Raw genomic sequence first — 24,313 nt, 5'->3', positions numbered from 1 at the left:
GAAGTGGCGCTATAATCGATTAAGTGAATACAATTGTGCTCTCCACCGGCACATATCCCCGCTGAACCAGCGCAATTAGAGTAAACTGACGCAATTAAGCCTTGAAGCAATGCTATAACCGGTGGGACCCGCGCATTAACATCCTCAACCGACGCATAAACGGTGACAAAGGGACAAATACGGTTACCTCTTTACGAAACATAAAAAAGAGCATGATCCTCATCATGCTCTTTCTCTCGTACTATGAACGATCTTTCAACATCTGTTTCATCTTATCACTGACAAACTCAACATCCGTGCCAACAATGACTTGAATGCTTGATTTACTCATTTTCATTACCCCGCGGGCGCCACTTTTCTTAAGGGTACTCTCATCAATCAAACTAGAATCAGCAATCTCAAGACGCAAGCGTGTCGCGCAGTTATCAATGGAAGTGATGTTTTCTTTGCCGCCTAATGCATCAATGAATTGAACAGCCATCGTGTGATACTTGTCGCCAGCTGCATGCTCGGCACTTGCTTCTTCAACGATCTCATCATCATCTTCACGGCCCGGTGTTTTTAAGTTTAATACGCGGATTAATACATAGAAGATGACAAAATAGATGACCCCGTACACAAGTCCGACTCCTAACAATAAGAGAGGCCTTTGTGCTATGGAGAAGTTCAACGCATAATCTAGAAAGCCTGCTGAGAATCCAAACCCATGCCGTATTTCAAGTAAGTAGGTGATCGACATCGCAGCCCCTGTTAAGAGTGCGTGAATCACATAAAGTAATGGAGATAAGAACATGAACGAGAATTCAATCGGCTCTGTAATTCCTGTTAAGAATGAAGTAAGCGCAAGACCAATGAACATTCCTGTCACTTGCTTTTTCTTCTCTTTTTTAGCCGTTAAAATAATCGCCAGACACGCTGCAGGAAGACCGAACATCATGACAGGGAAGAAACCAGTCATAAAGATTCCGGCACTAGGATCACCTGCAAAGAAACGATTCAAGTCACCTGTTGCTCCGTTAAACTCTCCAAATACAAACCATACTAAACTGTTTAACACATGATGCAGTCCGATTGGAATAAGCAAACGATTTAAGAAACCATATACTCCGGCACCTAGTGCACCTGCATCGATGATCCATTGCCCAAGGCCGTTAATCATTTCTTGAATCGGCGGCCAAACGACACCGAAAATACCAGCTAATATAACCATTGTCGCAGCAGTAACAATCGGGACAAACCTCCGGCCGGAGAAAAATCCGAGCCATTGCGGGAGCTGGATGTTATGAAAGCGGTTGTATAAAAGTCCAGCAATAATCCCTGAGATAATTCCTCCTAAAATAGCCATCTCAATGTTGTCGTTAATTGCCTGTGTTCCATTCACTAAGACAAAATATCCGATCGCCCCTGCAAGAGCAGCTGATCCATTGTTATCGTGAGCAAATCCAATTGCCACACCCATCGCAAAGATCAACGCCAGGTTGTCAAAAATAGCAGCTCCAGCTCCGGCCATAAATGGAATGTTTAATAAGTCCTCTTGCCCAAGCCTGAGCAACAGTGCAGCTGCGGGTAAAACAGCAATTGGCAGCATTAATGATTTACCAATCTTTTGTAAAAACGCAAGCATGTACCTCATCTCCTTATCGAATAATAGGGTAGTAAAGATGAAATTAGTGTAGCATTAGAAAAGTATAGATGTCTATACCTATTATTTTATTTTGAGACTTATGACAGTCGTTTATTGAATTAACAAAGAAAATCATATATAATTGGTATAGACAAATAAAAGTTGTTTTGTTTTGGAGAAGGATGTGAGAGTAGGTATGAGAGAGAATCTTTTTATTACAAATGTAGAGATATATGAGGAGATGAACCTGACTACAAACGGGTTTATCAAAATACATGACGGAAAAATTGCAGAGGTTGGGTCAATGGATGCGTTTAAATGCGCTGAAACGGACACGGTTTTGGATTATACCAATGAGTATTCGCTGCTTCCTGGCTTTATTGATGTTCATATTCACGGGGCCAATGGGGCTGATACGATGGATAACAGTGTTGAGTCGTTAAAAGTGATTGCTGAGTATCTTCCAAGGGAAGGGACGACAAGCTTTTTAGCAACAACCATCACCCAATCGGAAGATTTAATCGAAGAGGCTTTAAAACAAACGGCTTTCTATAAAGAGGTAAAAGCCTCAAATCTTGGTGCAGATATGGCAGGTGTACACCTAGAAGGGCCTTTCATTTCGGATAAACGAGCAGGAGCACAGCCCCTTCATCATATTAAAGAACCTGACATCGAGCTTTTTAATCAATGGCAAGAATGTTCAAATCATCAAATTAAAGTAGTAACGATGGCACCAGAAGAAACGAATGGACTCGCTTTTGTAGAAGAGGTTCAGAAAAATAGTGTGGTCGTATCGATCGGACATTCGGATGCCACTTATCCGGTCATTGTGGAGGCGATTGATAAAGGCTTATCGCATGTCACCCATTTATATAACGGCATGAGAGGTTTGCACCACAGGGAGCCAGGTGTTGCGGGTGCAGCAATAGCCCATTCAGAATTAATGGTCGAAATGATTGTGGATGGCGTGCATATTCATCCGACAGTCGTGAAGAGTACCTATAGAGCAAAAGGGGCGGATGAGATTATTTTAATTACAGATGCCATGAGAGCGAAAGGGCTTGGAGAAGGAACATATGACTTAGGCGGACAGGAAGTAAAGGTAGAAAACGGCAAAGCATTATTAGCCGATGGGACGCTCGCTGGAAGTATTGTGAAAATGGATGAGGCTGTAAGAAATATGATCGCTTATACTGGCTGCTCACTAAGGGACATAACTAAAATGACGGCGGTGAACCCAGCGAAACAGACAGGGATTTGGGATAACACAGGCAGTATTACCGTTGGAAAAGATGCGGATCTTGTGCTTTTAGACAAGCATAATCAAGTTGTATTGACCATTTGTAAGGGACATATTGCTTTCCAAGAAGGAGTGGAATCATGAATATTGTAAGAGTAGATAATTATGAGGAAATGAGCAAGGCTAGTGCTCGTTATATTATAGATAAAGTAAAAGCTAACCGTAAGATGACGCTAGGTTTAGCAACTGGAAGTACGCCTAAGGGCACCTATCAATATATCATTGAAGATCACAAGCAAAAAGGGACGTCATATCAGCAGATTTCAACGTTTAACCTTGATGAATACATCGGGCTTTCGGCGAAAGATCCAAACAGCTATCATTTTTATATGAAAGATGTGTTATTTAATCATATTGATCTTCCTTTAAATCATACGCATATTCCAAACGGAGATGTATTGGATAAAGAGGAGGAATGTGTTCGGTACGAGGCAAAAGTGAAGGAATCTTCTATTGATTTACAGATTCTTGGAATCGGTGCGAACGGGCATATTGGATTTAATGAGCCAGGTACATCCTTTCAAAGTGAAACGCATGTTGTTGCGCTTGCTGAATCGACAAGAGAAGCCAATGCACGCTTTTTCCCGTCAATTGATGATGTGCCGACACATGCAATTACAATGGGGATTGCCTCGATTATGGCAAGTAAAGAAATTCTGCTCCTTGTCTCAGGGGAGGCAAAAAGTGAGGCGCTCGAACGATTGTTATCAGATCAATTACCAAGCGAGGACTTTCCTGCTTCTATTTTAAAAACACACCCTCGTGTTACAATTATTGCTGACAACGAAGCGCTCATGGCGACAGGAATCACTCGTTAACAGAAAGGAGACTGGTTTTATTTTGATGATAGATAAAAATTCACCTCTGCCGATTTACAGCCAGATTGAAGAATATATAAAAGAACGAATTGAAAAAGGGGAATTAAAGCCAGGAGACGTTCTCCCGCCAGAGCGAGAATATGCGGAGCAGTTTGATGTGAGCCGTATGACAATCAGGCAAGCCATCAATAACCTTGTGAATGACGGCTTGATTTATCGTAAAAAAGGAAGCGGAACATTTATTGCGGAAAAGAAATTTGAACAGCCGCTGCAAGGATTGACCAGTTTCACGGAAGATATGAAAGGAAGAGGACTTACTCCAAGCAGCAAACTTCTCTCGTTTGAATTAATCCCGGCTTCTGCTAATATTGCGGCCGTATTGCACATTTCTGAATATACACCTGTATATGAAATCAAACGAATACGAATGGCTGACAATACTCCGATGGCTCTTGAAACGTGTTATATCTCTGCCAACCTGATTAAAGGGCTGACAGAAGAAATTATTAACCAGTCATTATATCAATATATAGAAGAAAAACTACAGCTAGAGATCGGCGAAGCGACGCAAGTAATAGAGTCAGCACTTGCTAATGATCTAGAAGTGGAACTGTTAAAAATAAATGACGGTGATCCGATCCTTTTAATTGAGAGATGTACGTATTTAAAAAATGGCACCCCATTTGAGATCGTTCGTTCTTCGTACCGGGCCGACCGTTATAAATTTACATCTAAATTAAAACGCTAAATGAGGGGTTTTATTGATTACGAACTATTTTGAGCAGATTAAAGCACTATTAAAAAAGGTAGAAGTAACCGAAGCTGAGTCTATCGAGAAAGCGGCTTCTAACATCGCTCACGCCATAAAAAGTGGAGGGATTGTACACGTGTTTGGCTGTGGGCATTCTCATATGCTTTCAGAAGAAGTGTTTTACCGCGCTGGCGGCCTTGTACCTGTACAGCCGATTTTTATCGAAGAACTGATGCTGCATAAAGGAGCCGCTAATTCTTCGAAGCTGGAACGAAGTGAGGATTATTTTCAGGAGATAAAGGTACAGCTTGATATTAGAAGCGGGGACGTGTTGCTTGTTGCCTCCACCTCTGGCAGGAATCCAGTGCCGATTGATCTTGCCCTTTATGGAAAAGCGCAAGGGGCATACGTGATTGGCATAACGTCTCTCTTATATAATCGATCTCAAGCATCCAGGCATAAAAGCGGGAAGCTGTTAGCGGATGCAGTTGATCTTGTTTTGAACAATCATACAAAACCAGGCGATGGCGTACTGCATAGAGGGGAGCTCTCGTTTGGCCCCACGTCCTCTGTGATTGGACTGGCCTTAATCAATGCGCTAATGGCAGGTGCGGTCGATAATCTGATTCAATCAGGCAAGACACCGCCTGTATTTAAAAGCGGAAACATTGATGGGTCTGATGAGTATAATCAAAATCTCATGGATCAATATTCGGACCGCATTCGCTTTTAATAAGTTTGTAAGAAGCTTTTGCAAATATGTAGATTCGCCCTAGACTTTGTCTGGGGTTTTTGTATGGGAGAATAAGGTATCTTTTAAAGGGGAGATTAAGAACATGTCTTATTATCAGGGGTTGATGGTAGATGATGCAAGAATCTCTCGTTACGATTGTGCGAGCAGTCATAACTTTTTTTACGATCCTATTATATTCAAGGTTAATCGGCAAGCAGCTCATAGGGAATCTTACGATGTTTGATTACATAAACGGGATTACAATAGGTTCAATCGCTGCGACTCTCGCAACCGATGTTTCCTCAAAAGCACTTGTCCATTGGATTGCGTTAACCGTATTCCTCGTACTAACGATTGTTTTGCAATACATCGGTTTAAAAAGCCGCTTTCTCTCAAAAGTTCAAGACTCTGAACCTGTTGTGCTTCTGCAGCGTGGGAATATGCTAGAGAAAAACTTAGCGAAAGCAAGAATCACGAAAGATGAATTGATGCTCCAGCTTCGCTCCAAAAATATATTCTCGCCTATAGAAGTGGAAGTGGCGCTGTTAGAACCTGACGGCACGGTGTCTGTTTTACCCAGATCACAGTATCAGCCGGTCCAGAGGGGAGATCTTAATCTCCCGCCAAAACCAGCAAAACTTACAACAGAATTAATTATTGATGGAAGAATCATTGAACAAAATTTAGAACAAAGGAAAAAAGATAAAGACTGGTTAATGAGTCAGTTAAAACTGCACGAGATTTCTTCATTAGAAGAGGTTTCTTATGCGGCGATTCTTCCGAATGATCAATTGTATGTTGATAAGTTTGATGATGACGTTTCAGATGATATGAACATTAGTGATTATAAGGGACCTTATTAAGAAAGGAGGAATGAGTACCTTGAGAAAGTTTTTATTGTATGCCATTCCTATTCTTTTTATGATCGTATCTTTTTCCATTATGATCAGCGGCATATGGTTAAAGGAGCCTCTTGGCAGCGATGATCATCTCCTATCCTACATTCAAAACGTTGAAGAAAATGTGAAAGCAGAAAATTGGGAGCAAGCAGATCAAGAGCATCAAAAAGCTGAACGCGCTTGGAGGAAAATATCCAAACGAGTTCAATACAGCGTAGAACGTGATGATATGATGGCCATCACAGAGGTCTTATCTCGAATTGAAGGAGGGATTAAAGCAAAAGATGAACCGACTATTTTACCAGACATTTATTATTTTTATGGGATATGGAAAGATCTCGGATAACAATACGGATCAACGTTTGCGGATGGAGAATGTTGATCCGTTTTTTGCTTGAACGTTTATAATAACAGCCGGAACACCGGTTGAGCGAAATAATAAATACTAAAAACAACAAAAACTCCTCCAGTTACAAACGCACATGAGAGAATTATAAATTTTCTTCGGCTTATTTCTTCTTTTGATAATGCGATTTTTAATACCTTTACCATATAAAACACGGTTATAAAGACGATTACTGCTGAAAAGGCGCAGAATAATAGAATTTCTATCTTCATCCGGGGAGTCCACCTCTTTCTTATTTTTATTTTTGGAAAATTACGTTAATATAAATGGTATTAGATAAGCAGTAAAAAAGAAAGGGGAATCCCCATGTATATCCCAAAAGCTTTTAAGCTGAATGATCAAGCCGTAATAGAGAAAATTATAAACGAGAATGGCTTTGCCACCCTGTTCAGCCAGCATAAAGGAAGACCTGCTGCTACACATTTACCGCTGATTCTAGATCGTGAAAGACATTATTTATACGGTCATTTCGCACGTCCTAACTCACAATGGAAGGACATTGAAGGTCAAACGGTGCTCATGGTATTCCAAGGTCCGCATAGTTATATTTCACCAACTTGGTATGAAACAGAAACAGCTGTTCCAACGTGGAATTACCTATCTGTCCATGTGTATGGCAGCGTAGAATTAATCGATGACGAAAAGAGTACGCTGGCATCTCTTTGTGAATTGATAGAAAAATATGAAGGCCCTGATAGTACATACAATCTTAATGAAGTGGATGCTGATTATATAGCTGGACTAACAAAAGGAATTCAAGCGTTCCGAATCAGAATCACAGAAATGGAGGGAAAAGCCAAACTGAGTCAAAATCATCCAACAGAACGTCAAGAGCGGGTAGCTGAACAATTGGCGAAAAGTGAGCATACCAATGATAAGCTGATTGCTGAGTGGATGACGGCACAATCTAAAAATAATGATTAGGAGAGAGGTTAAATGAAGCAAAAAAAGAGCGTCTTTCCTGTGCTCGAAACAAAACGACTAAAGTTACGTGAAGTTACGCATGAAGATGCAGCTGATATGTTGAACTATATGTCTGATCCTGAAGTAGTAAGGCATATCGGCTTAGAGCGGTTTAAATCTTTAGAAGATGCCAAAAGTGAAATTGATTGGTATGAGACGATTCATAAAGAAGGTTCAGGAATGAGATGGGGCATTACCTTGAAAGGGGAGGATCAGCTAATCGGAAGCTGCGGGTTCCTTAATAGAGCAAAAAAGCATTTTCGAGCAGAAATTGGAACAGAGCTTAGCAGGGAGTATTGGGGGACTGGGATAGCAAGTGAGGCATTTCAAGCTGTAATTAGCACAGGCTTTAATCACATGCAGCTTGAAAGAATTGAGGCATTGATTGAACCGCTCAATATTGCCTCGCAGCGACTAGCAGAAAAACATGGGTTTGTTAAAGAAGGCCTTCTACGTAAATATGAATACACGCAAGGGAAATTTGATGATTTGTATATGTATTCATTGTTGAAAGAAGAATGGGGTTAATAGGGGGGATAAATAATCGCTTTATCATCTAAACAAAGAATGCTATTAAACATTAAGTGCCTCAAACAAGGGTTATAGCTTTGACGCCGCTCCTGAAATATATTTCGCTTTTCGCGGGGAGCTAGTGAGCTTCCTCGGGCTTTGCCCTGTGGGATCTCACTCCTGCTCTACTCCCTGCAGAAGTCTACACATATTTCATCCGCTTGTTTACTGTTTTTTGTAACTATTATGTGGTCCGATTTAGTTAGGTTCTGTTCAAATCATAAAAACTTACATGCGGTACTTCGTTTTACTAAAATCGCTGAACAGCTGCTTATATGAGGAATCAGCTTAACAATATCAACGATTACTGCAGGGGACCCATTTTCCAGTGTACTTATGTCTGTTATGAGCGGATGCGACGAGGAGGCTCCCGGGCCGCCCGCGGAAAGCGTGTGCCTGCAGCGGTGATCAACAATTACTTCAGGGAAGGTAAATAATTTTAGTTGCTTTGAAACGTCTATGGGATTTAAAACAACGGTTCTTGTTTATCTGTAAAATGAAATGTGAATGGACTGAAAGATAATCCTATGAGTAAGAAAAACAGGCCGTAAAGTATAATTCCAGGAAATCCTATGTCAAACATATTTAAGCCAATAACCATAATGATGATTAGAATAGGCGTATACCAAGCGCCTTTTTTTCTTGATTCCGCGGTTAAATAATTCGTTTCTCCGCAGCGTGGGCAGACAGTACTTCCTACCCATAATAGCAAGAGCTTTCCGTAGCTAAACTGTTTTTTGCAGCTCCAGCATGCAGGTAATTTCATGCATGATCCCTCCTTCTACCGATGTTTCATATTATTCAGCTTTTCTTCAATAGCTTGCAAACGTCTATTCATCTCTTTACGTTGTTTAGACGCATTCAGCAAATATCGAATAATAAAAAAGATGATCGTAAACAAAATAATAAAATTAAATACTTGGACAATCATTGATGGAAGATGATAGCCATCCATATGTAAACCTCTCCTAACGTAGCTTTCAAATGTTCTCTACCTAGTGTAACAAAGAATAAAAAGAAAATTATGGATAAAACGACAGATTTTATACTTATTTCACATTTCTATGTTAAGGTGTGGGTATCCGTTGAAAGATATAGGAGTTGAAGCTATATGAACTTATTTTTTGAAAAACGAAACAGCGATGTCATTATAGAAGCAGATACAAAAGTGATGGCAGAGATTAATGGCAATCTAACGGTTTTACCAGGTGCCAAATTAGAGTTGACGGCTCCAGTACAAGGTGATCTTATTTTAAAAAGATACTCAAAAGCATCGATTGGAGCAGATGTAAATGGGATTGTGTATGACGAAGGTGCAAGTCTTGAAATAGCTAAAGATATTGACATTCAGTATGAAAAAATAAAGAAATAAAACAAGATTTTGTATGATAGATATAGGAGGGGAATTTGTATTCTTAACAAACTAAGGATTGTGTTGGTTGTTGCTGGGGTTAGTTTGGCCGGGTACGGAATTATCACTCAAAACGTTGAATATACAAATTATTTACTGATCATTATCGGACTAACACTTCTTACAACAGGTGTAATTGAACTACAAAAAAATATAAAAGGTACTACAGGCTACTTAAGCTTAATTGCGGCATTGTTTGTTTTAATTGTGGCCATTCAAGGGGCTTTGCTAGGTAGCTAGTACATACTTGTCCAAAGGGGGAGAAGTGTTGCATACGGCTTTTATTGTCTTAATTATTGGTGCGCTGGGTATATTAGTTGGTTTTATCACCGTTACTGAATATATCTTTAAACGAAAGTGGAATATTCCAAGAAGCAAAATAAGTATTTTTTCCGTAGAAAGAAAATTAGTTTACACTGCAATTGAGATTGGGTTGTTTGGGCTCTTAATATTGATCTTTATAATTATGACATTTTTTATACTTATTACCGAAACTGTAGATTTGTCGCCATTTTTTAGTCTATTAAGCAGTGTAATGTTCACTTTGTTTTCGGCTGTTCTAAGTACATTTCGAGCTTTTGAAGAGTGGAAAGAGAATAAGAGTCAGAGAAGGTATTATCATGATATAGCAGCCGCAGCGACATTTATTTCCATTGCGACGCTTATGGGACTAACGCACATTATCTATCTTTAAAAAAGGATGTTGACCATGCAAACATACCATTTCGTAATCCTAAGCTTATTATTGCAGGCGACTTTTTTTGTTCTTTTCTTAAGCGGAAGTCTTTCTTATATAGGTCCTGTTGTTGGTTTTACCACCTGTCTCTTAATAGGTTCTGTCAGTCTAGGTGCAGGAGTGAAAGCGATTCGAAGTGCTTATCCGGATTCCTTATGGCTGACTATTAGTTCGCTAGGAGCGGTTGTTTCCTCTCTATTAATTATCCTGTTTACTTTATATATTTATTTATCAGTTGAAGGAGACGAGCTCGGACCGATTCTTTTTCAATCATAAAGGAGAGAAGAGATGTTTATTTTTGCACTTATAGCCTTTGCTTTACTAATGGCAACGTTATTTGCAATTGAGAAGAAACTAGCTAAGATGAACGAGCAAAATGAAGAGATTATAAACTTATTAAAGCAGCAAAATGAGACTGATAGGAAAGATGGAGAACTATAAAATAAATGTGTCCAATACATACATAAAGTAAAAGGATGTCAGTAAATATCCATATCCTCTCCATTTTTTTACTGAATTGGATGATATCATTTAATCAGCTTGTAAGATGACATAAGAGAGGAAGCGGAATATGGAAGAAATTACGATTTATCTAGCGTTTGCAGCAGGGGTCTTAGCCTTCCTATCGCCCTGTACCCTGCCTTTGTATCCATCTTTTATATCTTATATCACTGGAGTTTCGGTGCACGAATTGAAAACAAATAAGAAACTTTGGAAAATCACCCTTGCGCACTCAAGTTTGTTTTGTTTAGGGTTTTCAATTATCTATTATGTGCTAGGCTTTTCAGCGAGTCTTTTAGGCAGGCTGTTTATTGAAAATCAAATGTTAATCCAGCAGCTCGGTGGTATTTTTCTAGTATTAGTAGGGCTCTTTTTAGCTGGTGTGATTGAGCCGAAATTGCTGATGTCTGAGTGGCGCATAAAGTATCGTCCTAAAAAAGTCTCATACATAAACACTTTTTTAATCGGATTGATCTTCTCAGCAGGGTGGACGGCATGTATTGGACCGATTTTCAGCGCAATTATGTATTCATCTGTTGCCAACCCAGCTGGTGCATTTATCAATGTAACAGCTTTTTCCCTCGGTTTTTCGGTTCCTTTTATAGCGATGGGATTTGCAATTGGAAAAGTACTATTCCTTACAAAATACTCAGCCATGCTGATGAAAATTGGCGGCGTAATCATGATTATATTAGGTGTGACGATTTTCTTTAATAAGATGTATTACGTAAATATATGGGGCAACCAGATTCAACAGTTTTTCGGCGGTTTATTTTAATTAAATAGTTAAAGGTGATGCACATGTTTTTAAAAAGAATAACCTTGCTTCGTGAAGATGTTCCATCTTTCACGGCTTTTCCTTTTACAATTCCTGCAATTAAGAATCTTGAAGACATAACGGTAAATAAGAGTGTGACGTTCTTTGTGGGTGAAAATGGGTCTGGAAAATCGACGTTATTAGAAGCGATTGCGGATAAATGTGAATTTAATACTGCAGGCGGCAGCCGGAATAATCTTTATGAGACGCATGCTTCAGAATCTGCGCTCGGGGAGTATATCAGGTTGTCTTGGATGCCGAAAACGACGAACGGCTTTTTTCTTCGCGCGGAATCGTTTTATCATTTTGCCACTCATATTGATGAAGTAGATACGACGGGCTTTCAAGCATATGGAGGCAGGTCTCTTCATGAGCAATCACACGGGGAATCATTCTTATCTTTATTTTTAAATCGTTTTAATGGGAAAGCGATTTATTTACTTGATGAGCCCGAGGCAGCATTGTCGCCGCAACGACAGCTGACATTTTTGAGAATCATTCATGACTTAGCTTCAACAGGAAACGCTCAATTCATTATCGCCACTCATTCACCTATTTTATTAGGATATCCGGGAGCTGACATCTTTAGCTTTGATCAAGATCGAATGGAAAGAGTAGAGTATGAGACGACTGATCATTATCTCATCACGAAATCATTTTTGCAAAATAGAGAACGTATGCTAGAAGACCTTTTTAAAGAAGATTCATAAGAAAAGTCTTGGAGGGCACAAATGAAGATTGCAGGGGTGTTATTATTACCATTCTTTTTCTATGCTTTGTAAGTCTTTTATACCTATATAAGAAGCAGTGAAGGGAAAAGTGAAAGAGGGCAGAACATCTTGAATCATTCTTATAAGGCAGCTCTACCAATTATGCCGATTGGGTGGCTGTTAATTGAAGTCACGCACTCATTCATAAATTATTCGTTTGAAACGTACCGTGATTTGATGTAGATTCTTATTTTAATCACATTTCTCGTACAAGGTTTCACAGTTCATACATACAAAAATAAACAGTAAATTAGGTGATGAGATGAATAAGAAACACATGATGATCCGTTTTATCTCAGTAATTTCGTTAGGACTGTTAGTTGGGGGAACTGCTTTTTTGCTTTTGATTGGACCGTTAGATCAACATCAAGGTATACGTTCTGTGGTGATTGACTTGTATCAGATGGATCCTAAAGTGCAGCGTGATACCTTATCCGGGACCTTGCAAATCCAGCCAGATGAATTTGCAACAAATACTTTGCACTACATAAATCAATATATGTACCTGCCGATTGGAGCCCTTATCCTTTCTGCCGCCTTAACTGTAGTGAGCTTATTCATATTAAATAAAAACAGCAAAATGTCTGGCAGTCTCTTTATGTTTGCAGCCGCTGCTTCCTGCTTTACTGTTATTCCACCGATCATGCAGGTGATTTCAGGATCACTGCTTTTAAAAGGAGAAAACGGGGGAAGAAGAGAATTAAAGGCTGAGTCTAGATAATAAAACGAGGAATAGTTGGGAACTTTTTATCTAGCAGCTCGTATGAAAGGATGGGGGAAGAGTGCGAGTGGTGAACTTCCTTTTTGGCATACCAATTATTTTAATTGGAGCTTTCTTATTGAGTTTGACTGTTAATAGCTTTGGAACCTTTGGAAACATCTTTATGAATTTAGCAGGTATCGCCATTCTATGTTCAGGAGCTCTTATAATTAGAGGAAGGAAAGAAAAACATACTCTATAGTTCATTAATGTTATCACTAGTCAGGGAGGTGAGGGTATGGGTGTATTGAAATATATCGCCGTCTTTGTAGGGTTGGCTGTTAGTATGTGTTTTTTTTCAGGCTGTGACGAACAAACGGAAAAAGCATTTAACGACGGAATATTATCAGAAGAACAACTTATCTTAATTGATCAGGCTAAAGAGTATTTAAACGAAGAAGAATACACAGAAGTGATGTTAAAAACAGATACACGTAACGTTTTACAAAGCGGAAGCTATCAGACCTACTTATATACCGCAGCCTCCCTTTCAGAGGAACAATTTAAAGAAATTCAATCAACGTATTTTGCCTCCTTTGTTGATTATAGCGTCTATCTACATTATGCAGATTCACTAAAGTCACCACAGGAGTTATTTGGATTTGATAAAGAACAGGAGCTGCATTCCCTTCATACCCAGCAATACGCCTATTATATTGTAGGGATGATGGAAGTGTTATCGCCCCGGAGATAGAAGATGTCTTTTTGTACCTAGGAGGACTATATGAATATAAATGAAGAATATATAAGAGTAGTCAAAGCCCGTTTTAACAGTGTAAAAGAGCTCGGTGACAAAACGTTTCAGCAATTATCTAAAGAAGAATTACTTTGGTCGTTAAACAAAGAATCAAATAGTATAGCGGTGATCATCAAACATATCAGTGGGAATATGATTTCAAGATGGACAGATTTTTTGATCACAGATGGGGAGAAAAAATGGCGTAACCGCGATGAAGAATTTAAAATCGCTGCCTATTCAAAAGCTGAGTTGATCGAATATTGGGATAATGGCTGGAGAGTAATGCTCAATTCACTTACTAGTTTAAAAGAAGAAGATTTGTTAAAGAAGGTATACATCCGCGGGGAAGGTCATCTTGTTATAGAAGCAATCGAAAGGCAGCTAGCTCATTATTCCTATCACGTAGGGCAAATCGTATACATAGCCAAACAAATTAAGGGAAGCGAGTGGAGCAGCCTGAGTATTCCAAAAGGAAAATCAGAAGAGTTTAAAAGTGAACTGATGGAAAAACACCGAGATCAATAATGGAGATGAAAGACGAATGGTATCACATGAGCTGCTTGCAGAAGAAACGATTAATCAATTGACAAAACAAATAGATAAAGAGCAAAACCTGCTTTTCTACAGTTATTTAACACAGCGAAGAGATAGTGCATTCTTTATTGGTCAATATGTCGAGGGGCATTTGACAGCTGTTTTAGGCTACTTAAGTGACTTCCCATTCCCTGCTTTTTCATTTTACTGTGGCAATGTAAACGAAGTCTATTTACCAGAGCTGATGACTTTTACTAGAGAGTTCACAGGGTTAGATCATAAGATAATCTGTGGAACCATCCTTGGTGCAAAGGAACTTGAACTCTTTGAAGCTCATAATCTCCTTAAAAATCCACCACAGACTTTTCTGTCAATGAAACATGTAGACGAGTCTAACCTATTGGACTCTAGTATGAGTAAACGTGTGATTGAAGAGGACTTCCAAAATGTAACTAGGTTTTTACATGAGGGAGGAATGAAGTTCTTTATGAGCGAGGAATTAATTCGCTGTCCGTTTTATGGTGTGAAAGAAGAAAATCAATTCATTGCAGCCGGGGGATTTCATTTCTATGACCGATCATTTGTCGAACTCGGAAATATTTATACGCATCCAGATTACAGAGGCAGAGGTCTAGGCAAGATGCTGACAAGTGAATTAACGCATCTAGGCATAGAGTTAACCTCTGATATTTATTTAGGTGTGTTAGGAGAAAATCTTCCAGCAATACGTTTATATAAAGATTTAGGCTATGAGACGGCTGCACAGGTATCCATTATTGATTTTAGCTTAGCTTAATATGTTTTAGAGGATGACACTAATTGCTCGAATCTAAAAGATGTATCATACGAGGTTTTCAACGATCAGATATAACAGAGATAAGAAAGCTTTACAAAAGTGAAGAAGTGCGAAAGTATTTAGGCGGAGTTCCGCAAGGTGAATCAATAGAGTTGTCGTTAAAAGAATTAGAGTATCCACCAAAAGGCTCGTTTTATTGGATTATTCGAGAAAAACAAACGGACGAGTTTATAGGATTGGCTTCTCTTGATCCTCATCATGATGGGGTAAATATTGAATTATCTTATCAACTGCTACCTCGATGGTGGGGGCGAGGCTATGCTACAGAAATACTCCAGCTCATTGTTACCCATGTATTGAATGATCTGAATCTTACGAAAATAATTGCTGAAACACAAACAGCTAACACTGCATCATGCAGGCTGTTAGAAAAAGTAGGAATGAAAAAAGAGCAGATACTCATTCGGTTTGGGGCTGAACAAGCGATCTATTCCTTAAAGAAAAAGATATGACAATTGTAAAGTCCAGTTACTTTCATCCTCTGATTCTGTTCTCATGACTTATTAGTGCATTTACCATGGCACTATATACATTCAGAAACTACAGTAATCAAGAATTAGGTTTAGTAATTGTCTTTGTCGTGTTGGCCTTATTTTTCTTTTCGCGTGTCATCCTCGGATTGATCTTAAACCATAAGAATTCGGGCATAAAAAGAAGGAACCTTAAGAAATAGAGGGGGATTTAAGTGATATTAGGTACACCGATTGCAAGTGGTAATACAGCCGAAATCTATCTGATAGATGGAAGGATCATAAAGATTTTCAAGGATCACTTGCCGCCTGCAGAAGCAGGTTATGAAGCAAATAAGCAAAGGCATGCTTACGAGGCGGGGCTCTTTGTACCTGAAGTTTTTGATGTTACCCGGATTAATGAGAAGCAAGCCATTGTGATGGAGTATATAAAAGGTAAAGCAATGGGTGAGCTGCTAATGGAGAATATGGGGCTTGCAGAAGACTATATCAACCTTTCGATAGATGTCCAACAGAGGATACATAGTGTGAATACGGTTAATCTTGAGTCAATGGAAGCGAAATTAACTAGGCAAATAAAAGCAGCGAATCAATTACATCAGGAAAAAAGATCTTATCTGCTTCAAAAACTATTAAGGATGAAATATGAAGAGAAACTATGTCACGGAGATTTTCATTTATTTAACTTAATAGTCACAGAGGATGATCGTGTTTCAATCATTGATTGGGTAGATGCAAGTTCTGGAGACATCCTGGCTGATGTTTGCAGAACCTACTTATTATATCAACCTTTCTCTGAAGAATTAGCGGAATTGTACCTGCATCTTTATTGCCAAAAAAGCGGTTTTGGTAAGAAGGATATATTAAGGTGGATTCCGATTCTTTCCGCTGCAAGGCTGTCTGAAAATGTCTCAGCTTCAGAAGCTGAATGGCTAATAAAGTGTACTGAATTATCATATTAACCTAGAGTAAAGCGTTGTTTTAAATTGGAAACATCGCTTTTGTTCATCTTACTTAGTAATCTTTCTACATCTAAAGTTGTAGAGAATTTACTTCCTTCCGAGGTGTTTAGTTGCCTTAAAAGATTATATGCTGTAAAAAGAGGGCTGCATGATAAGTATGCTAACCCACCTGATAAATGCAACGGAGGCAGACTAAAATGAAATTTACTAATCTTACATTACTAACAACTAATTTAGGGGAGTTAAAACATTTCTACTCAGAGGTGCTCGAACTTCCTTTACTAAAAGAAGAGCGTACTAGCTTTGTTGTGCAAATAGGTAGTAGTGCAGTTACGTTTAAGCATGCAGATACTAAGGAAAACCCCGTTTATCACTTTGCTGTAAATATTCCTTCCAACAAGTTTCAGGAAGCAAAGTCTTGGTTGAACTCAAAAGTTATTTTGAATAAAGAGGACGGTCAAGATGAAGTCTTCTTTGAAAGCTGGAATGCACATGCAGTCTATTTTGAAGATCCATCAGGCAACATTGTTGAATTTATTGCCAGGCATAATTTAAAAAAAGAAGTGAATCATCCCTTTTCAGCTGAAGACCTTCTCAACATAAGTGAAATCGGAATTGTTGTTAATGAGGTTATCCCATTTGTACGGAAGCTAAATGAAGCTGGCATACCAAATTGGAGAGAGGATAGCGAGGCATTAACACCAGCAGGAGATGAGCAAGGTCTCTTTATTACCGTAAAAGAGGCAAGGCGCTGGTTCTTCACAAATAAGGAAGCACATTTCTTTCCTTTTGAAGTAAGTGTAGAAGGGATGGGCAGGTTCCTTTTTAACAAAGAACAAGGTGAAGTCATTATGGAAAACAAAGTGGAGTAATCCAACTTTCTTACACTAGTATTAAGGGGGAATGGACTTGCAAAATATGATTGAAGTCTTTGAGCGAGAGTCACGTGAATTTAACCCTTCAATTCATTTTGAATCACGAATAAAAGAGATGGAGAAGACATCCCGTTACGGTGTGCAGCTTGCTTCTAAATGGAGAGAGTTATTAAATAGATCAAAGATGAACGAGGTATATCCGGTTGTTCATCCGATTGGCAAGGAAACATTTTCTCTCTATGCAGACTATCCATCAGGTATTTTTGAGTATGCTTTAGATATTGACCTGGCGACTTCTTTAATTAAAGAAAAAGGCATGTCGCCAATAAAAGTCTCGCCGAAAAATATAATTGATGCTGTTGATCCAGGTAACATCAATAAAGACCCAGCTAAAATAAAACCCAATCATAAAAATCCCGTGATGATCATTCAGAGTCATTATCTAACTAACAATAAGTATTATTGTATTAATGGAAACCACCGGATATTTGAAGCGTATCGCAATGAGGATGAAGAAATCGAGATTTATCTATTTAAAGAATTAGAGTTCGTTCCGTTCTTTTATGATGACCTCAGCAAAGCGACTTACTTTTTAGAGATTGATGCTGCCCGTGTCCTCAACAATCAACAACATATATAGCAAAGTGATCAATATCCTTTTGATTTCTACTTTTCTCGATAGTAAATAATGGTAAGATATAGGGGTGAACTTTAAATAGGAGGTACTTATGAATCCATATAAAGTCGTTTTATTCGATTTAGATGGCACACTGTCAGATCCGAAAGCAGGAATTACTAAATCCGTTCAGTATGCTTTAGAGAAAATGAATAAAGCTGTTCCCGATGAAGAAAAGCTTGAATCATTTATTGGTCCTCCACTACATGTTTCATTTTCGGAATATTGCGGTTTTGACGAGTGGCATACTCAAACCGCAATCAATTATTACAGGGAACGATTTAAGAGAGCGGGGATGTATGAGAATGAGCTGTATGAAGGTATTCCTCACTTATTACATACTTTAAATAATCAGCGGTTTAAATTGGTAGTGGCCACTTCTAAGCCAACCGTTTTTGCTGAAAAGATCCTTAAATATTTTGCGATAGATCATTATTTTGAACTCATCGTAGGAAGTCAATTAGATGGTTCAAGATCTTCAAAAGCAGAAATTATTCAATTTATACTGGATTGCTTTCCTGATTGTGAGCTAGACGAATTTGTGATGATCGGTGATAGGGAGCATGATTTGATCGGGGCAAATCAAATAGGCATTGACTCAATTGCTGTGACATATGGCTATGGATCCTTTGATGAGTTAATGGCGTGTCATCCTACGTATCTAGCGGAAAGTGTCGCGGGGGTTAAAAATGTTCTAATTGTCGACCCCAGTAAGCAAGAGTATTAACCATAAGGAGTAGGAAGATTACACATATCATTCAAATTTATACAACAAACCTTTTTCTAAATAGATACAAAGCTAATCGTAGTGTGTGAGGAGGGTAATGATGAGTCCTTTCAGTATACGCTCAAGAAATCTCTGGCGCGAACAAGTGAAGAAAGCTGCTTTTGAAATCAATTCTAGCGATGACTTTTCTTGTATTGATCGCTTTGTAAAAGATAAACGAATCATCCTCCTTGGTGAAAACTCACACGGAATTGGAAACTATTTTACGACTAAAACGGAATTAATCCGTTACTTGCATCAACACCACGGGTTTAACGTCGTCGTACTTGAAAGCGGACTTCTTGAAGCCACTCTGTGTAAAGAGTTCTTAACAAATCTATCCCCCGATAAACAAATCCAAGAAACCTTATTAGATATTTACCATAATGAAGAAATGAAGCCATTGTTTGAAGAAGAATGGGCCCAGTCTATCAAACTCAGCGGAATGGACCCTCAGCCTACATACCCTTTAGTCTCTGAATACATGGTAGAATGGGTGAAAACTCACGTAGATGACGAATTATATCACTCAATGAAAAAAGCTGAAGAACAGTACTTTGAATTTCAAGACGAACTATTATTTAAGATCACAAAGCCGTTAAAAAGGAAAATGAAAAAAAGCATTCAAGATTATGAAGACTTACTAGATTTACTAGCAATCAAACAAATGAGAGAAAAAACTCCTGAAATACAGAAGATGCTTTTACTTATTGAGCGGGGAATGCAGAATAGGCTGCAGTGGCTGCAAGTGAATTTAAAAGGGTATGTTGCCTCAGGTGTGCAAAGAGGGTTACATATGTTTCAGAATCTAGAGTGGCTGATGAAGCATTATTATAAAGAGGAGAAGCTTATTGTTTGGGCTCATAACTTTCATATACGAAAGAAGCGTCCGATCTTAGCAAAAGCATTAGGAATTAAATCAGTTGGGTATTGGCTTGAAAAGAAGTATCCTGAAGACATTTATGCGGTTGGTTTGTATGCAGGGAGCGGAACGTTTGCCACCCAATTACGGGTGAATCTAGGCATACATATGAAGAAAAAGCAGTCTCATTTAGAATCCCTTCTTTATGAGGCAAAAGAAGCGGATTTATTCCTCCCTCTAACGGGAAACAAAGATCAAAAGTGGTTGAGAAGAAGATGGCGCTTGTTAGAATCAGGGTTTTCAGGACTATCTCCTATGATTGTTCAACCGCAAAAGCATTATGATGCTATTATGTTTATCCGAGAAGCATCTCCTCCTGCTTATTTAAAACGGAATGAATGTAAAGCGTGAAAAATGAGATGTAAGCCAGAAATAACACATAAAAAGAGGGGGATATTATGCGTAAAAATACATTAATGAAATCATCAAATGATCGAGCACTAACAGGAGTGTGCGGAGGCATTGCAGAATATCTAGGAATCTCTTCTTTTGTTGTAAGAGTCTTATTCATCTTTTTACCGGTTAATTTACTGGTTTACATTATTCTTTCAGTAATACTGCCGGAGGCACCTGAGTCTTTGTATTAATTAAAGTATATTGAGGTAAGTACCGTATATACGCCATCAGTATTGATAAGGATAGCAAGTATGGAGTTGTCCAATTCATACAAAATATTGAAGCATAAGGTCGCTGCTGATCTTATGCTTCATCGTTTGCCAATAAGAAAGGAAGAATGTGGTATGCCTTTTGAAGGCAGCGATGATAGGAGGGGAAAAAGTGCTCAAACTTGAAACAGAAAGACTTACAATAAGGCCTTTCACTAAAGAAGATATTCCGGCTCTCCATACGATCTTCTCTGATCCTGAAACAATGCAGCATTACCCAGCACCATTCAGTTATGAGAAAACGAAAAGCTGGGTGGAGAAAAATCTTCAACGTTATCAAAAGGACGGGCATGGCTTGTGGACCGTTTGCTTAAAGGAAACGGGTGAGGTCATCGGTGATTGCGGGTTGGTTACCCAACAAGTCGAGGGGAAAAAGGGAATAGAGCTTGGCTATCATATTCATAAAAAGCATTGGTCTAAAGGGTATGCAACTGAAGCAGCCATCGCATGCAGAGATTATGGGTTTCAGCAATTAAAGGTTGATCGACTAATCAGCTTGATTGTTCCTAAAAACAAGCCGTCTATTCGAGTGGCAGAGAAGATTGGTTTTAACAAAGAAAAAGAAATATTGATTTTTTATAAATACCACTACATTTATGCGGGTTTTAGACAACATGGATCGAAAGGTGATACGTCATGATCATAGATAAAATGAATCCGGATGATTGGACCGAAGTTAAAGGTATATATTGTGAGGGGATTGCTGATGGGAATGCCACCTTTCAAACAGAGGCGCCATCGTGGGAGGAGTGGGATAGAAGTCATGACAATGAATGCCGGTTAGTGGCAAGAATAGACGGCGAGCTTGCAGGTTGGGCTGCACTAAGCCCGGTATCGAACCGCCGTGTCTACGCAGGTGTGGCTGAAGTTAGTGTGTATGTTAGTCACAAGTGGAGCGGAAAAGGTCTTGGAAGCTTATTACTTAGCGCATTAGTTGATCTTAGTGAAAATAGAGATATTTGGACCCTTCAATCAAGTATTTTTCCTGAGAATACAGCAAGCCTTTTCATACATAAGAAGTGTGGGTTTAGAGAAGTTGGCAAACGCGAGCGGATTGGTAAGATGAACGGTGTGTGGCGGGATACCATTTTGTTAGAGAGAAGAAGTCAGCTTGTTGGAATTGATTAAAAACTCAGCGCTATAAGTGATAAGAGGAGGTCTATATATGAAAGGAGATTTAGTTTGTCTTAGAAGACTTGAAAAGCGAGATCTTCATAGCTTTTACCAGGCGATAGAAAATAAGGAAATTAGATATATGACAGGGACCAAAAAGCAATTTACATATGAAGATGTCGTTCAATTCTATGACAAAGCGGCAGATGACTCTACGAGACATGATTTTGCGATCTGCCTTCTTAATGATCAGTGTATCGGGGATTTAGCCATTTTGGAAATAGATGAAGGTAATAAAAAGGCCGCCTTCAGTATTGCACTTCATGACCCGAAGTACTTTAATAAAGGATACGGGAGGGAGGCAGTTCAATTAGCGTTAGACTATGCCTTTCATAAGCTGAACTTAAACCGTCTTCAACTAGAAGTATATTCCCATAATAAAAGAGGACTGAAAGCATACGAGGGGTCCTGCGTGAAGCCCTGTTTATTGACGGAATATATTCAGATGAAATCATTATGGGAGTTCTGAAAAGAGAGTACATAGAGAAAAATAAAGATAATAGAGGGATGTTAGAAAGATGAATCAATGGTGGTATAGCTTTTATTTTATCGTATTAGGGGTCGTTGCCTTTTTTACTGGGGAAATTGTGACGTTCGTTATGCTTGGCTTTATTTTGCTGAGCTTAAACAACATCAATAACACGTTAAAGAAGATTTATCATAGCAAAAAAGAGTAGTTTACTGCACGGGGGAATACATATGGATGAACGGGATTGGCTCATTTTAAAAGAGCTTTTTGCAAAGAAAAACATTACAAAAACAGCTCAAAGTCTCTATATTTCACAACCAACCTTAACGAAGAGAATTCAACAAATGGAAAAAGAATATGATGTTTCTATTATTAATCGAGGGGCAAGAGGAGTGGAATTCACGCCACAAGGTGAGTACTTGGCAAAATGCGCAGAAGAGATGATTGCTCGTTTTCAAAGCATTAAAGAAACGGTCTTAAATATGGAAGACGAGGTAAGCGGGACACTGCGATTAGGGGTTTCTAATTATATTGCGACGCATAAACTTCCTCACATGTTAAAGCTATTTCAAGAACATTTTCCAAATGTAAACTATAAGGTTACGACTGGATGGAGCCAAGAAGTGTTTAATCAAGTGTATCACCGGGATGTACAGATTGGGATCGTCCGCGGTGAGTATGAGTGGCCGGAATCAAAGCTTCTACTATTTGAAGAAAACATTTGCATTGTCTCAAAAGAGGAAATAAATCTTGAGAATTTGCCGTCATATCCAAGAATTGATTATGAAACGGATACTCTTCTTTTGCAGATAATCGATAACTGGTGGAGCAGGTCGTATTCGCACCCTCCGCTCATTGGAATGGAAGTTGACAAAGGAGTCACATGCAAGGAAATGGTGATTAATGGCTTAGGGTACGGAATTCTTCCTAGCACGTTAATAGAAGAGGAAGAAGGTTTGTTCCGTGTGAATTTAACGGATAAAAACGGCGCGCCTATCGTGCGGAAGACGTGGATGCTGTTTCATGAAGAGACTTTAAAACTTAAATCAGTCTCCGAATTCGTCCGTTTTGTGGAACGGATCGATTTTATTAAGTAAGTGAAAATGTCATTCCTTTTTTGAATACCTTTCAATAAATAGATTGAATTTTACACTCTTTCCTTTCAGCTATAAGCTAGCTTAAGAGGAGGGATGTGTAATGGATGTTTTTTTCGCCATACTTATTCAGGTAATGGTGCCGATCTTTTCATTAATAGCGATCGGTGCATACCTGCATCGGAAATTCACTTTAGATATGAAGACATTATCCAAGTTAAATACGTACCTGCTCATTCCGGCGGTTTGCTTTGTGAATGTATATAAAGGTGAAATGGGTGGCGAGGCGCTTTCTCTTATTCTTCTGTTTCTCGTCATTCAAAATAGCATTCTCATTATTATAAGTGCAGCCGTTGCAAAAGCAGCAGGTTTCGATCATCGCTTAACGTCTACCTTTAAAAACAGTGTAGTGTTGAGCAATAATGGGAATTTTGGCCTTCCGATCAGTCAGCTCGTTTTTGCGCAGCACCCAATCGGCGTAACCGTTCAAGTAGTCGTCTTAATCTTTCAGAATATCTTTACGTTTACCTATGGATTATTCAATGCTGTGTCGGCTGAGAAAAAAGGACTTCAATCTCTTGGCTTCCTGCTAAAGAACCCCGTCATCTATGCTTTATTGCTCGCCGTTCTTTTAAAAGGATTCTCTATTACGATACCAGCCTTTCTCTTCACACCCATTGAAAATATTGCTGATGCCTTCTTGGCTATTGCGCTTGTTACCCTCGGTGCACAAAGTGCCTTTATAAAATTCTACAGATTATCAAGGCCTTTACTGATGAGTTTAGCAGGTAGGCTTCTCTTATCACCATGTATTGGACTTCTCGTTATTTTCCTTCTAAATCTTGATGGAATCATTGCTCAAGCGTTGTTTATCGCAAGTGCGTTTCCAACGTCAAGGAACAGCTCGATTTTTGCACTTGAGTACAATAATCACCCTGAGTATGCGGCCCAAACGGTGCTTGTTTCGACAGTATTCAGTATGATCACGGTCACGGCTGTCGTTTATGCGGCTAGGATTTTATTTCCTGTTTATTAGTTCCCTTATAATTGAGC

At 38.9% G+C, this 24,313-nt stretch carries 35 protein-coding genes and 1 pseudogene; 32 read left to right on the top strand and 4 right to left on the bottom strand.

The annotated features are described in order from the left end of the window. Positions 1–241 precede the first annotated feature (241 nt). Positions 242–1,624 carry an N-acetylglucosamine-specific PTS transporter subunit IIBC gene (gene nagE / locus BPOF4_RS10200; protein WP_012959077.1) on the bottom strand — a complete coding sequence of 461 codons (1,383 nt, stop codon included), beginning with the start codon at positions 1,622–1,624 and terminating at the stop codon, positions 242–244. Positions 1,625–1,820: 196 nt separating this feature from the next. On the opposite strand from nagE, the gene nagA reads away from it, so the two are divergent. From nagA to BPOF4_RS10170, 6 genes are all read left to right on the top strand, one after another. Then, a complete protein-coding gene (nagA, locus tag BPOF4_RS10195; protein WP_012959076.1) occupies positions 1,821–3,008 on the top strand; it encodes an N-acetylglucosamine-6-phosphate deacetylase in 1,188 nt (395 codons plus the stop codon). Further along, positions 3,005–3,742, top strand: a complete 738-nt coding sequence (gene nagB / locus BPOF4_RS10190; RefSeq protein ID WP_012959075.1) for a glucosamine-6-phosphate deaminase — start codon at positions 3,005–3,007, stop codon at positions 3,740–3,742. The genes nagA and nagB overlap by 4 nt, the downstream gene beginning before the upstream one ends. A gap of 25 nt (positions 3,743–3,767) precedes the next feature. Next, a complete protein-coding gene (locus BPOF4_RS10185; RefSeq protein WP_012959074.1) occupies positions 3,768–4,490 on the top strand; it encodes a GntR family transcriptional regulator in 723 nt (240 codons plus the stop codon). A 13-nt stretch (positions 4,491–4,503) separates the two neighbouring features. After that, the gene (locus BPOF4_RS10180; protein WP_012959073.1) at positions 4,504–5,226 is read left to right on the top strand and encodes an SIS domain-containing protein; all 723 of its coding nucleotides are present in this window, start codon (positions 4,504–4,506) and stop codon (positions 5,224–5,226) included. Between the two features lie 131 nt (positions 5,227–5,357). Further along, complete coding sequence (locus BPOF4_RS10175) at positions 5,358–6,089, top strand: YetF domain-containing protein (RefSeq protein ID WP_012959072.1); 732 nt, start codon at positions 5,358–5,360, stop codon at positions 6,087–6,089. A gap of 19 nt (positions 6,090–6,108) precedes the next feature. Further along, complete coding sequence (locus BPOF4_RS10170) at positions 6,109–6,471, top strand: DUF4363 family protein (protein ID WP_012959071.1); 363 nt, start codon at positions 6,109–6,111, stop codon at positions 6,469–6,471. Positions 6,472–6,527: 56 nt separating this feature from the next. Here BPOF4_RS10170 and BPOF4_RS10165 read toward each other — a convergent pair whose 3' ends face one another. Continuing rightward, positions 6,528–6,743: a hypothetical protein gene (locus BPOF4_RS10165; protein WP_012959070.1), complete on the bottom strand. Its 216-nt coding sequence runs from the start codon at positions 6,741–6,743 to the stop codon at positions 6,528–6,530. A gap of 94 nt (positions 6,744–6,837) precedes the next feature. Between BPOF4_RS10165 and BPOF4_RS10160 the strand changes: the two genes are divergently transcribed. Together BPOF4_RS10160 and BPOF4_RS10155 are read left to right on the top strand one after the other, a co-directional pair. Continuing rightward, entirely contained in the window at positions 6,838–7,455 is a 618-nt protein-coding gene (locus BPOF4_RS10160) for an FMN-binding negative transcriptional regulator (RefSeq protein ID WP_012959069.1), read from the top strand. A gap of 12 nt (positions 7,456–7,467) precedes the next feature. Beyond that, entirely contained in the window at positions 7,468–8,022 is a 555-nt protein-coding gene (locus tag BPOF4_RS10155; protein WP_012959068.1) for a GNAT family N-acetyltransferase, read from the top strand. A gap of 508 nt (positions 8,023–8,530) precedes the next feature. Here the strand turns inward: BPOF4_RS10155 and BPOF4_RS10150 are convergent. Together BPOF4_RS10150 and BPOF4_RS22220 are read right to left on the bottom strand one after the other, a co-directional pair. After that, positions 8,531–8,830 (bottom strand): TIGR04104 family putative zinc finger protein, encoded by a 300-nt coding sequence (locus tag BPOF4_RS10150; RefSeq protein WP_012959067.1) that lies wholly within the window; start codon positions 8,828–8,830, stop codon positions 8,531–8,533. Between the two features lie 15 nt (positions 8,831–8,845). Continuing rightward, positions 8,846–9,019, bottom strand: coding sequence for a hypothetical protein (locus BPOF4_RS22220; protein WP_012959066.1), 174 nt, complete (start codon positions 9,017–9,019; stop codon positions 8,846–8,848). 156 nt (positions 9,020–9,175) lie between these two features. Here BPOF4_RS22220 and BPOF4_RS10145 point away from each other — a divergent pair, with 156 nt between their 5' ends. The 24 genes and pseudogenes from BPOF4_RS10145 (at position 9,176) to BPOF4_RS10040 (ending at position 24,296) form a co-directional block, all read left to right on the top strand. Continuing rightward, on the top strand, positions 9,176–9,436 hold the full coding sequence (locus tag BPOF4_RS10145; RefSeq protein WP_012959065.1) for a hypothetical protein: 261 nt from the start codon (positions 9,176–9,178) through the stop codon (positions 9,434–9,436). A 60-nt stretch (positions 9,437–9,496) separates the two neighbouring features. Beyond that, a complete protein-coding gene (locus BPOF4_RS10140; RefSeq protein ID WP_158305568.1) occupies positions 9,497–9,715 on the top strand; it encodes a DUF3953 domain-containing protein in 219 nt (72 codons plus the stop codon). Positions 9,716–9,743: 28 nt separating this feature from the next. Then, a complete protein-coding gene (locus BPOF4_RS10135; protein ID WP_012959063.1) occupies positions 9,744–10,169 on the top strand; it encodes a DUF4181 domain-containing protein in 426 nt (141 codons plus the stop codon). Positions 10,170–10,184: 15 nt separating this feature from the next. Beyond that, on the top strand, positions 10,185–10,487 hold the full coding sequence (locus BPOF4_RS10130; protein ID WP_012959062.1) for a hypothetical protein: 303 nt from the start codon (positions 10,185–10,187) through the stop codon (positions 10,485–10,487). A 12-nt stretch (positions 10,488–10,499) separates the two neighbouring features. After that, the gene (locus BPOF4_RS22215) at positions 10,500–10,652 is read left to right on the top strand and encodes a hypothetical protein (protein ID WP_012959061.1); all 153 of its coding nucleotides are present in this window, start codon (positions 10,500–10,502) and stop codon (positions 10,650–10,652) included. A gap of 130 nt (positions 10,653–10,782) precedes the next feature. Beyond that, positions 10,783–11,490, top strand: a complete 708-nt coding sequence (locus tag BPOF4_RS10125; RefSeq protein WP_012959060.1) for a cytochrome c biogenesis CcdA family protein — start codon at positions 10,783–10,785, stop codon at positions 11,488–11,490. 23 nt (positions 11,491–11,513) lie between these two features. Continuing rightward, a complete protein-coding gene (locus tag BPOF4_RS10120) occupies positions 11,514–12,239 on the top strand; it encodes an AAA family ATPase (RefSeq protein WP_012959059.1) in 726 nt (241 codons plus the stop codon). A 322-nt stretch (positions 12,240–12,561) separates the two neighbouring features. Further along, entirely contained in the window at positions 12,562–13,020 is a 459-nt protein-coding gene (locus BPOF4_RS10115) for a DUF4064 domain-containing protein (protein WP_012959058.1), read from the top strand. Positions 13,021–13,297: 277 nt separating this feature from the next. Next, the gene (locus BPOF4_RS10110) at positions 13,298–13,753 is read left to right on the top strand and encodes a hypothetical protein (protein ID WP_012959056.1); all 456 of its coding nucleotides are present in this window, start codon (positions 13,298–13,300) and stop codon (positions 13,751–13,753) included. Positions 13,754–13,783: 30 nt separating this feature from the next. Further along, the gene (locus BPOF4_RS10105; protein WP_012959055.1) at positions 13,784–14,323 is read left to right on the top strand and encodes a DUF1572 family protein; all 540 of its coding nucleotides are present in this window, start codon (positions 13,784–13,786) and stop codon (positions 14,321–14,323) included. Between the two features lie 16 nt (positions 14,324–14,339). Continuing rightward, positions 14,340–15,128, top strand: a complete 789-nt coding sequence (locus BPOF4_RS10100; protein WP_012959054.1) for a GNAT family N-acetyltransferase — start codon at positions 14,340–14,342, stop codon at positions 15,126–15,128. A gap of 23 nt (positions 15,129–15,151) precedes the next feature. Further along, positions 15,152–15,640, top strand: a complete 489-nt coding sequence (locus tag BPOF4_RS10095) for a GNAT family N-acetyltransferase (protein WP_012959053.1) — start codon at positions 15,152–15,154, stop codon at positions 15,638–15,640. A 233-nt stretch (positions 15,641–15,873) separates the two neighbouring features. After that, positions 15,874–16,620, top strand: coding sequence for an aminoglycoside phosphotransferase family protein (locus tag BPOF4_RS10090; RefSeq protein WP_012959052.1), 747 nt, complete (start codon positions 15,874–15,876; stop codon positions 16,618–16,620). Between the two features lie 197 nt (positions 16,621–16,817). Then, on the top strand, positions 16,818–17,492 hold the full coding sequence (locus BPOF4_RS10085; RefSeq protein WP_012959051.1) for a VOC family protein: 675 nt from the start codon (positions 16,818–16,820) through the stop codon (positions 17,490–17,492). A 37-nt stretch (positions 17,493–17,529) separates the two neighbouring features. Next, on the top strand, positions 17,530–18,135 hold the full coding sequence (locus BPOF4_RS10080) for a hypothetical protein (RefSeq protein ID WP_012959050.1): 606 nt from the start codon (positions 17,530–17,532) through the stop codon (positions 18,133–18,135). 88 nt (positions 18,136–18,223) lie between these two features. Then, positions 18,224–18,898 carry an HAD family hydrolase gene (locus BPOF4_RS10075; protein WP_012959049.1) on the top strand — a complete coding sequence of 225 codons (675 nt, stop codon included), beginning with the start codon at positions 18,224–18,226 and terminating at the stop codon, positions 18,896–18,898. Positions 18,899–18,995: 97 nt separating this feature from the next. Continuing rightward, positions 18,996–20,210, top strand: a complete 1,215-nt coding sequence (locus BPOF4_RS10070; RefSeq protein ID WP_081457654.1) for an erythromycin esterase family protein — start codon at positions 18,996–18,998, stop codon at positions 20,208–20,210. Between the two features lie 47 nt (positions 20,211–20,257). Continuing rightward, positions 20,258–20,446 (top strand): PspC domain-containing protein, encoded by a 189-nt coding sequence (locus BPOF4_RS10065; RefSeq protein ID WP_012959047.1) that lies wholly within the window; start codon positions 20,258–20,260, stop codon positions 20,444–20,446. 190 nt (positions 20,447–20,636) lie between these two features. Next, positions 20,637–21,164: a GNAT family N-acetyltransferase gene (locus BPOF4_RS10060; RefSeq protein ID WP_012959045.1), complete on the top strand. Its 528-nt coding sequence runs from the start codon at positions 20,637–20,639 to the stop codon at positions 21,162–21,164. Beyond that, positions 21,161–21,652, top strand: coding sequence for a GNAT family N-acetyltransferase (locus tag BPOF4_RS10055; RefSeq protein WP_012959044.1), 492 nt, complete (start codon positions 21,161–21,163; stop codon positions 21,650–21,652). The genes BPOF4_RS10060 and BPOF4_RS10055 overlap by 4 nt, the downstream gene beginning before the upstream one ends. A 37-nt stretch (positions 21,653–21,689) precedes the next feature. Continuing rightward, positions 21,690–22,219: pseudogene (locus BPOF4_RS10050) on the top strand (GNAT family N-acetyltransferase). Then, complete coding sequence (locus BPOF4_RS22460; RefSeq protein ID WP_012959042.1) at positions 22,216–22,374, top strand: hypothetical protein; 159 nt, start codon at positions 22,216–22,218, stop codon at positions 22,372–22,374. Before BPOF4_RS10050 ends, BPOF4_RS22460 begins: the two are co-directional and overlap by 4 nt. A 22-nt stretch (positions 22,375–22,396) precedes the next feature. Beyond that, positions 22,397–23,263 carry a LysR family transcriptional regulator gene (locus BPOF4_RS10045; protein ID WP_012959041.1) on the top strand — a complete coding sequence of 289 codons (867 nt, stop codon included), beginning with the start codon at positions 22,397–22,399 and terminating at the stop codon, positions 23,261–23,263. A gap of 100 nt (positions 23,264–23,363) precedes the next feature. After that, entirely contained in the window at positions 23,364–24,296 is a 933-nt protein-coding gene (locus tag BPOF4_RS10040; RefSeq protein ID WP_012959040.1) for an AEC family transporter, read from the top strand. The last annotated feature ends 17 nt before the right edge of the window (positions 24,297–24,313 follow it).

It is taken from the genome of Alkalihalophilus pseudofirmus OF4 (assembly GCF_000005825.2).
Taxonomy (GTDB): Bacteria; Bacillota; Bacilli; order Bacillales; family Bacillaceae_D; genus Alkalihalophilus; species Alkalihalophilus pseudofirmus.
This window is presented reverse-complemented; position numbering and strand designations above follow the sequence as displayed.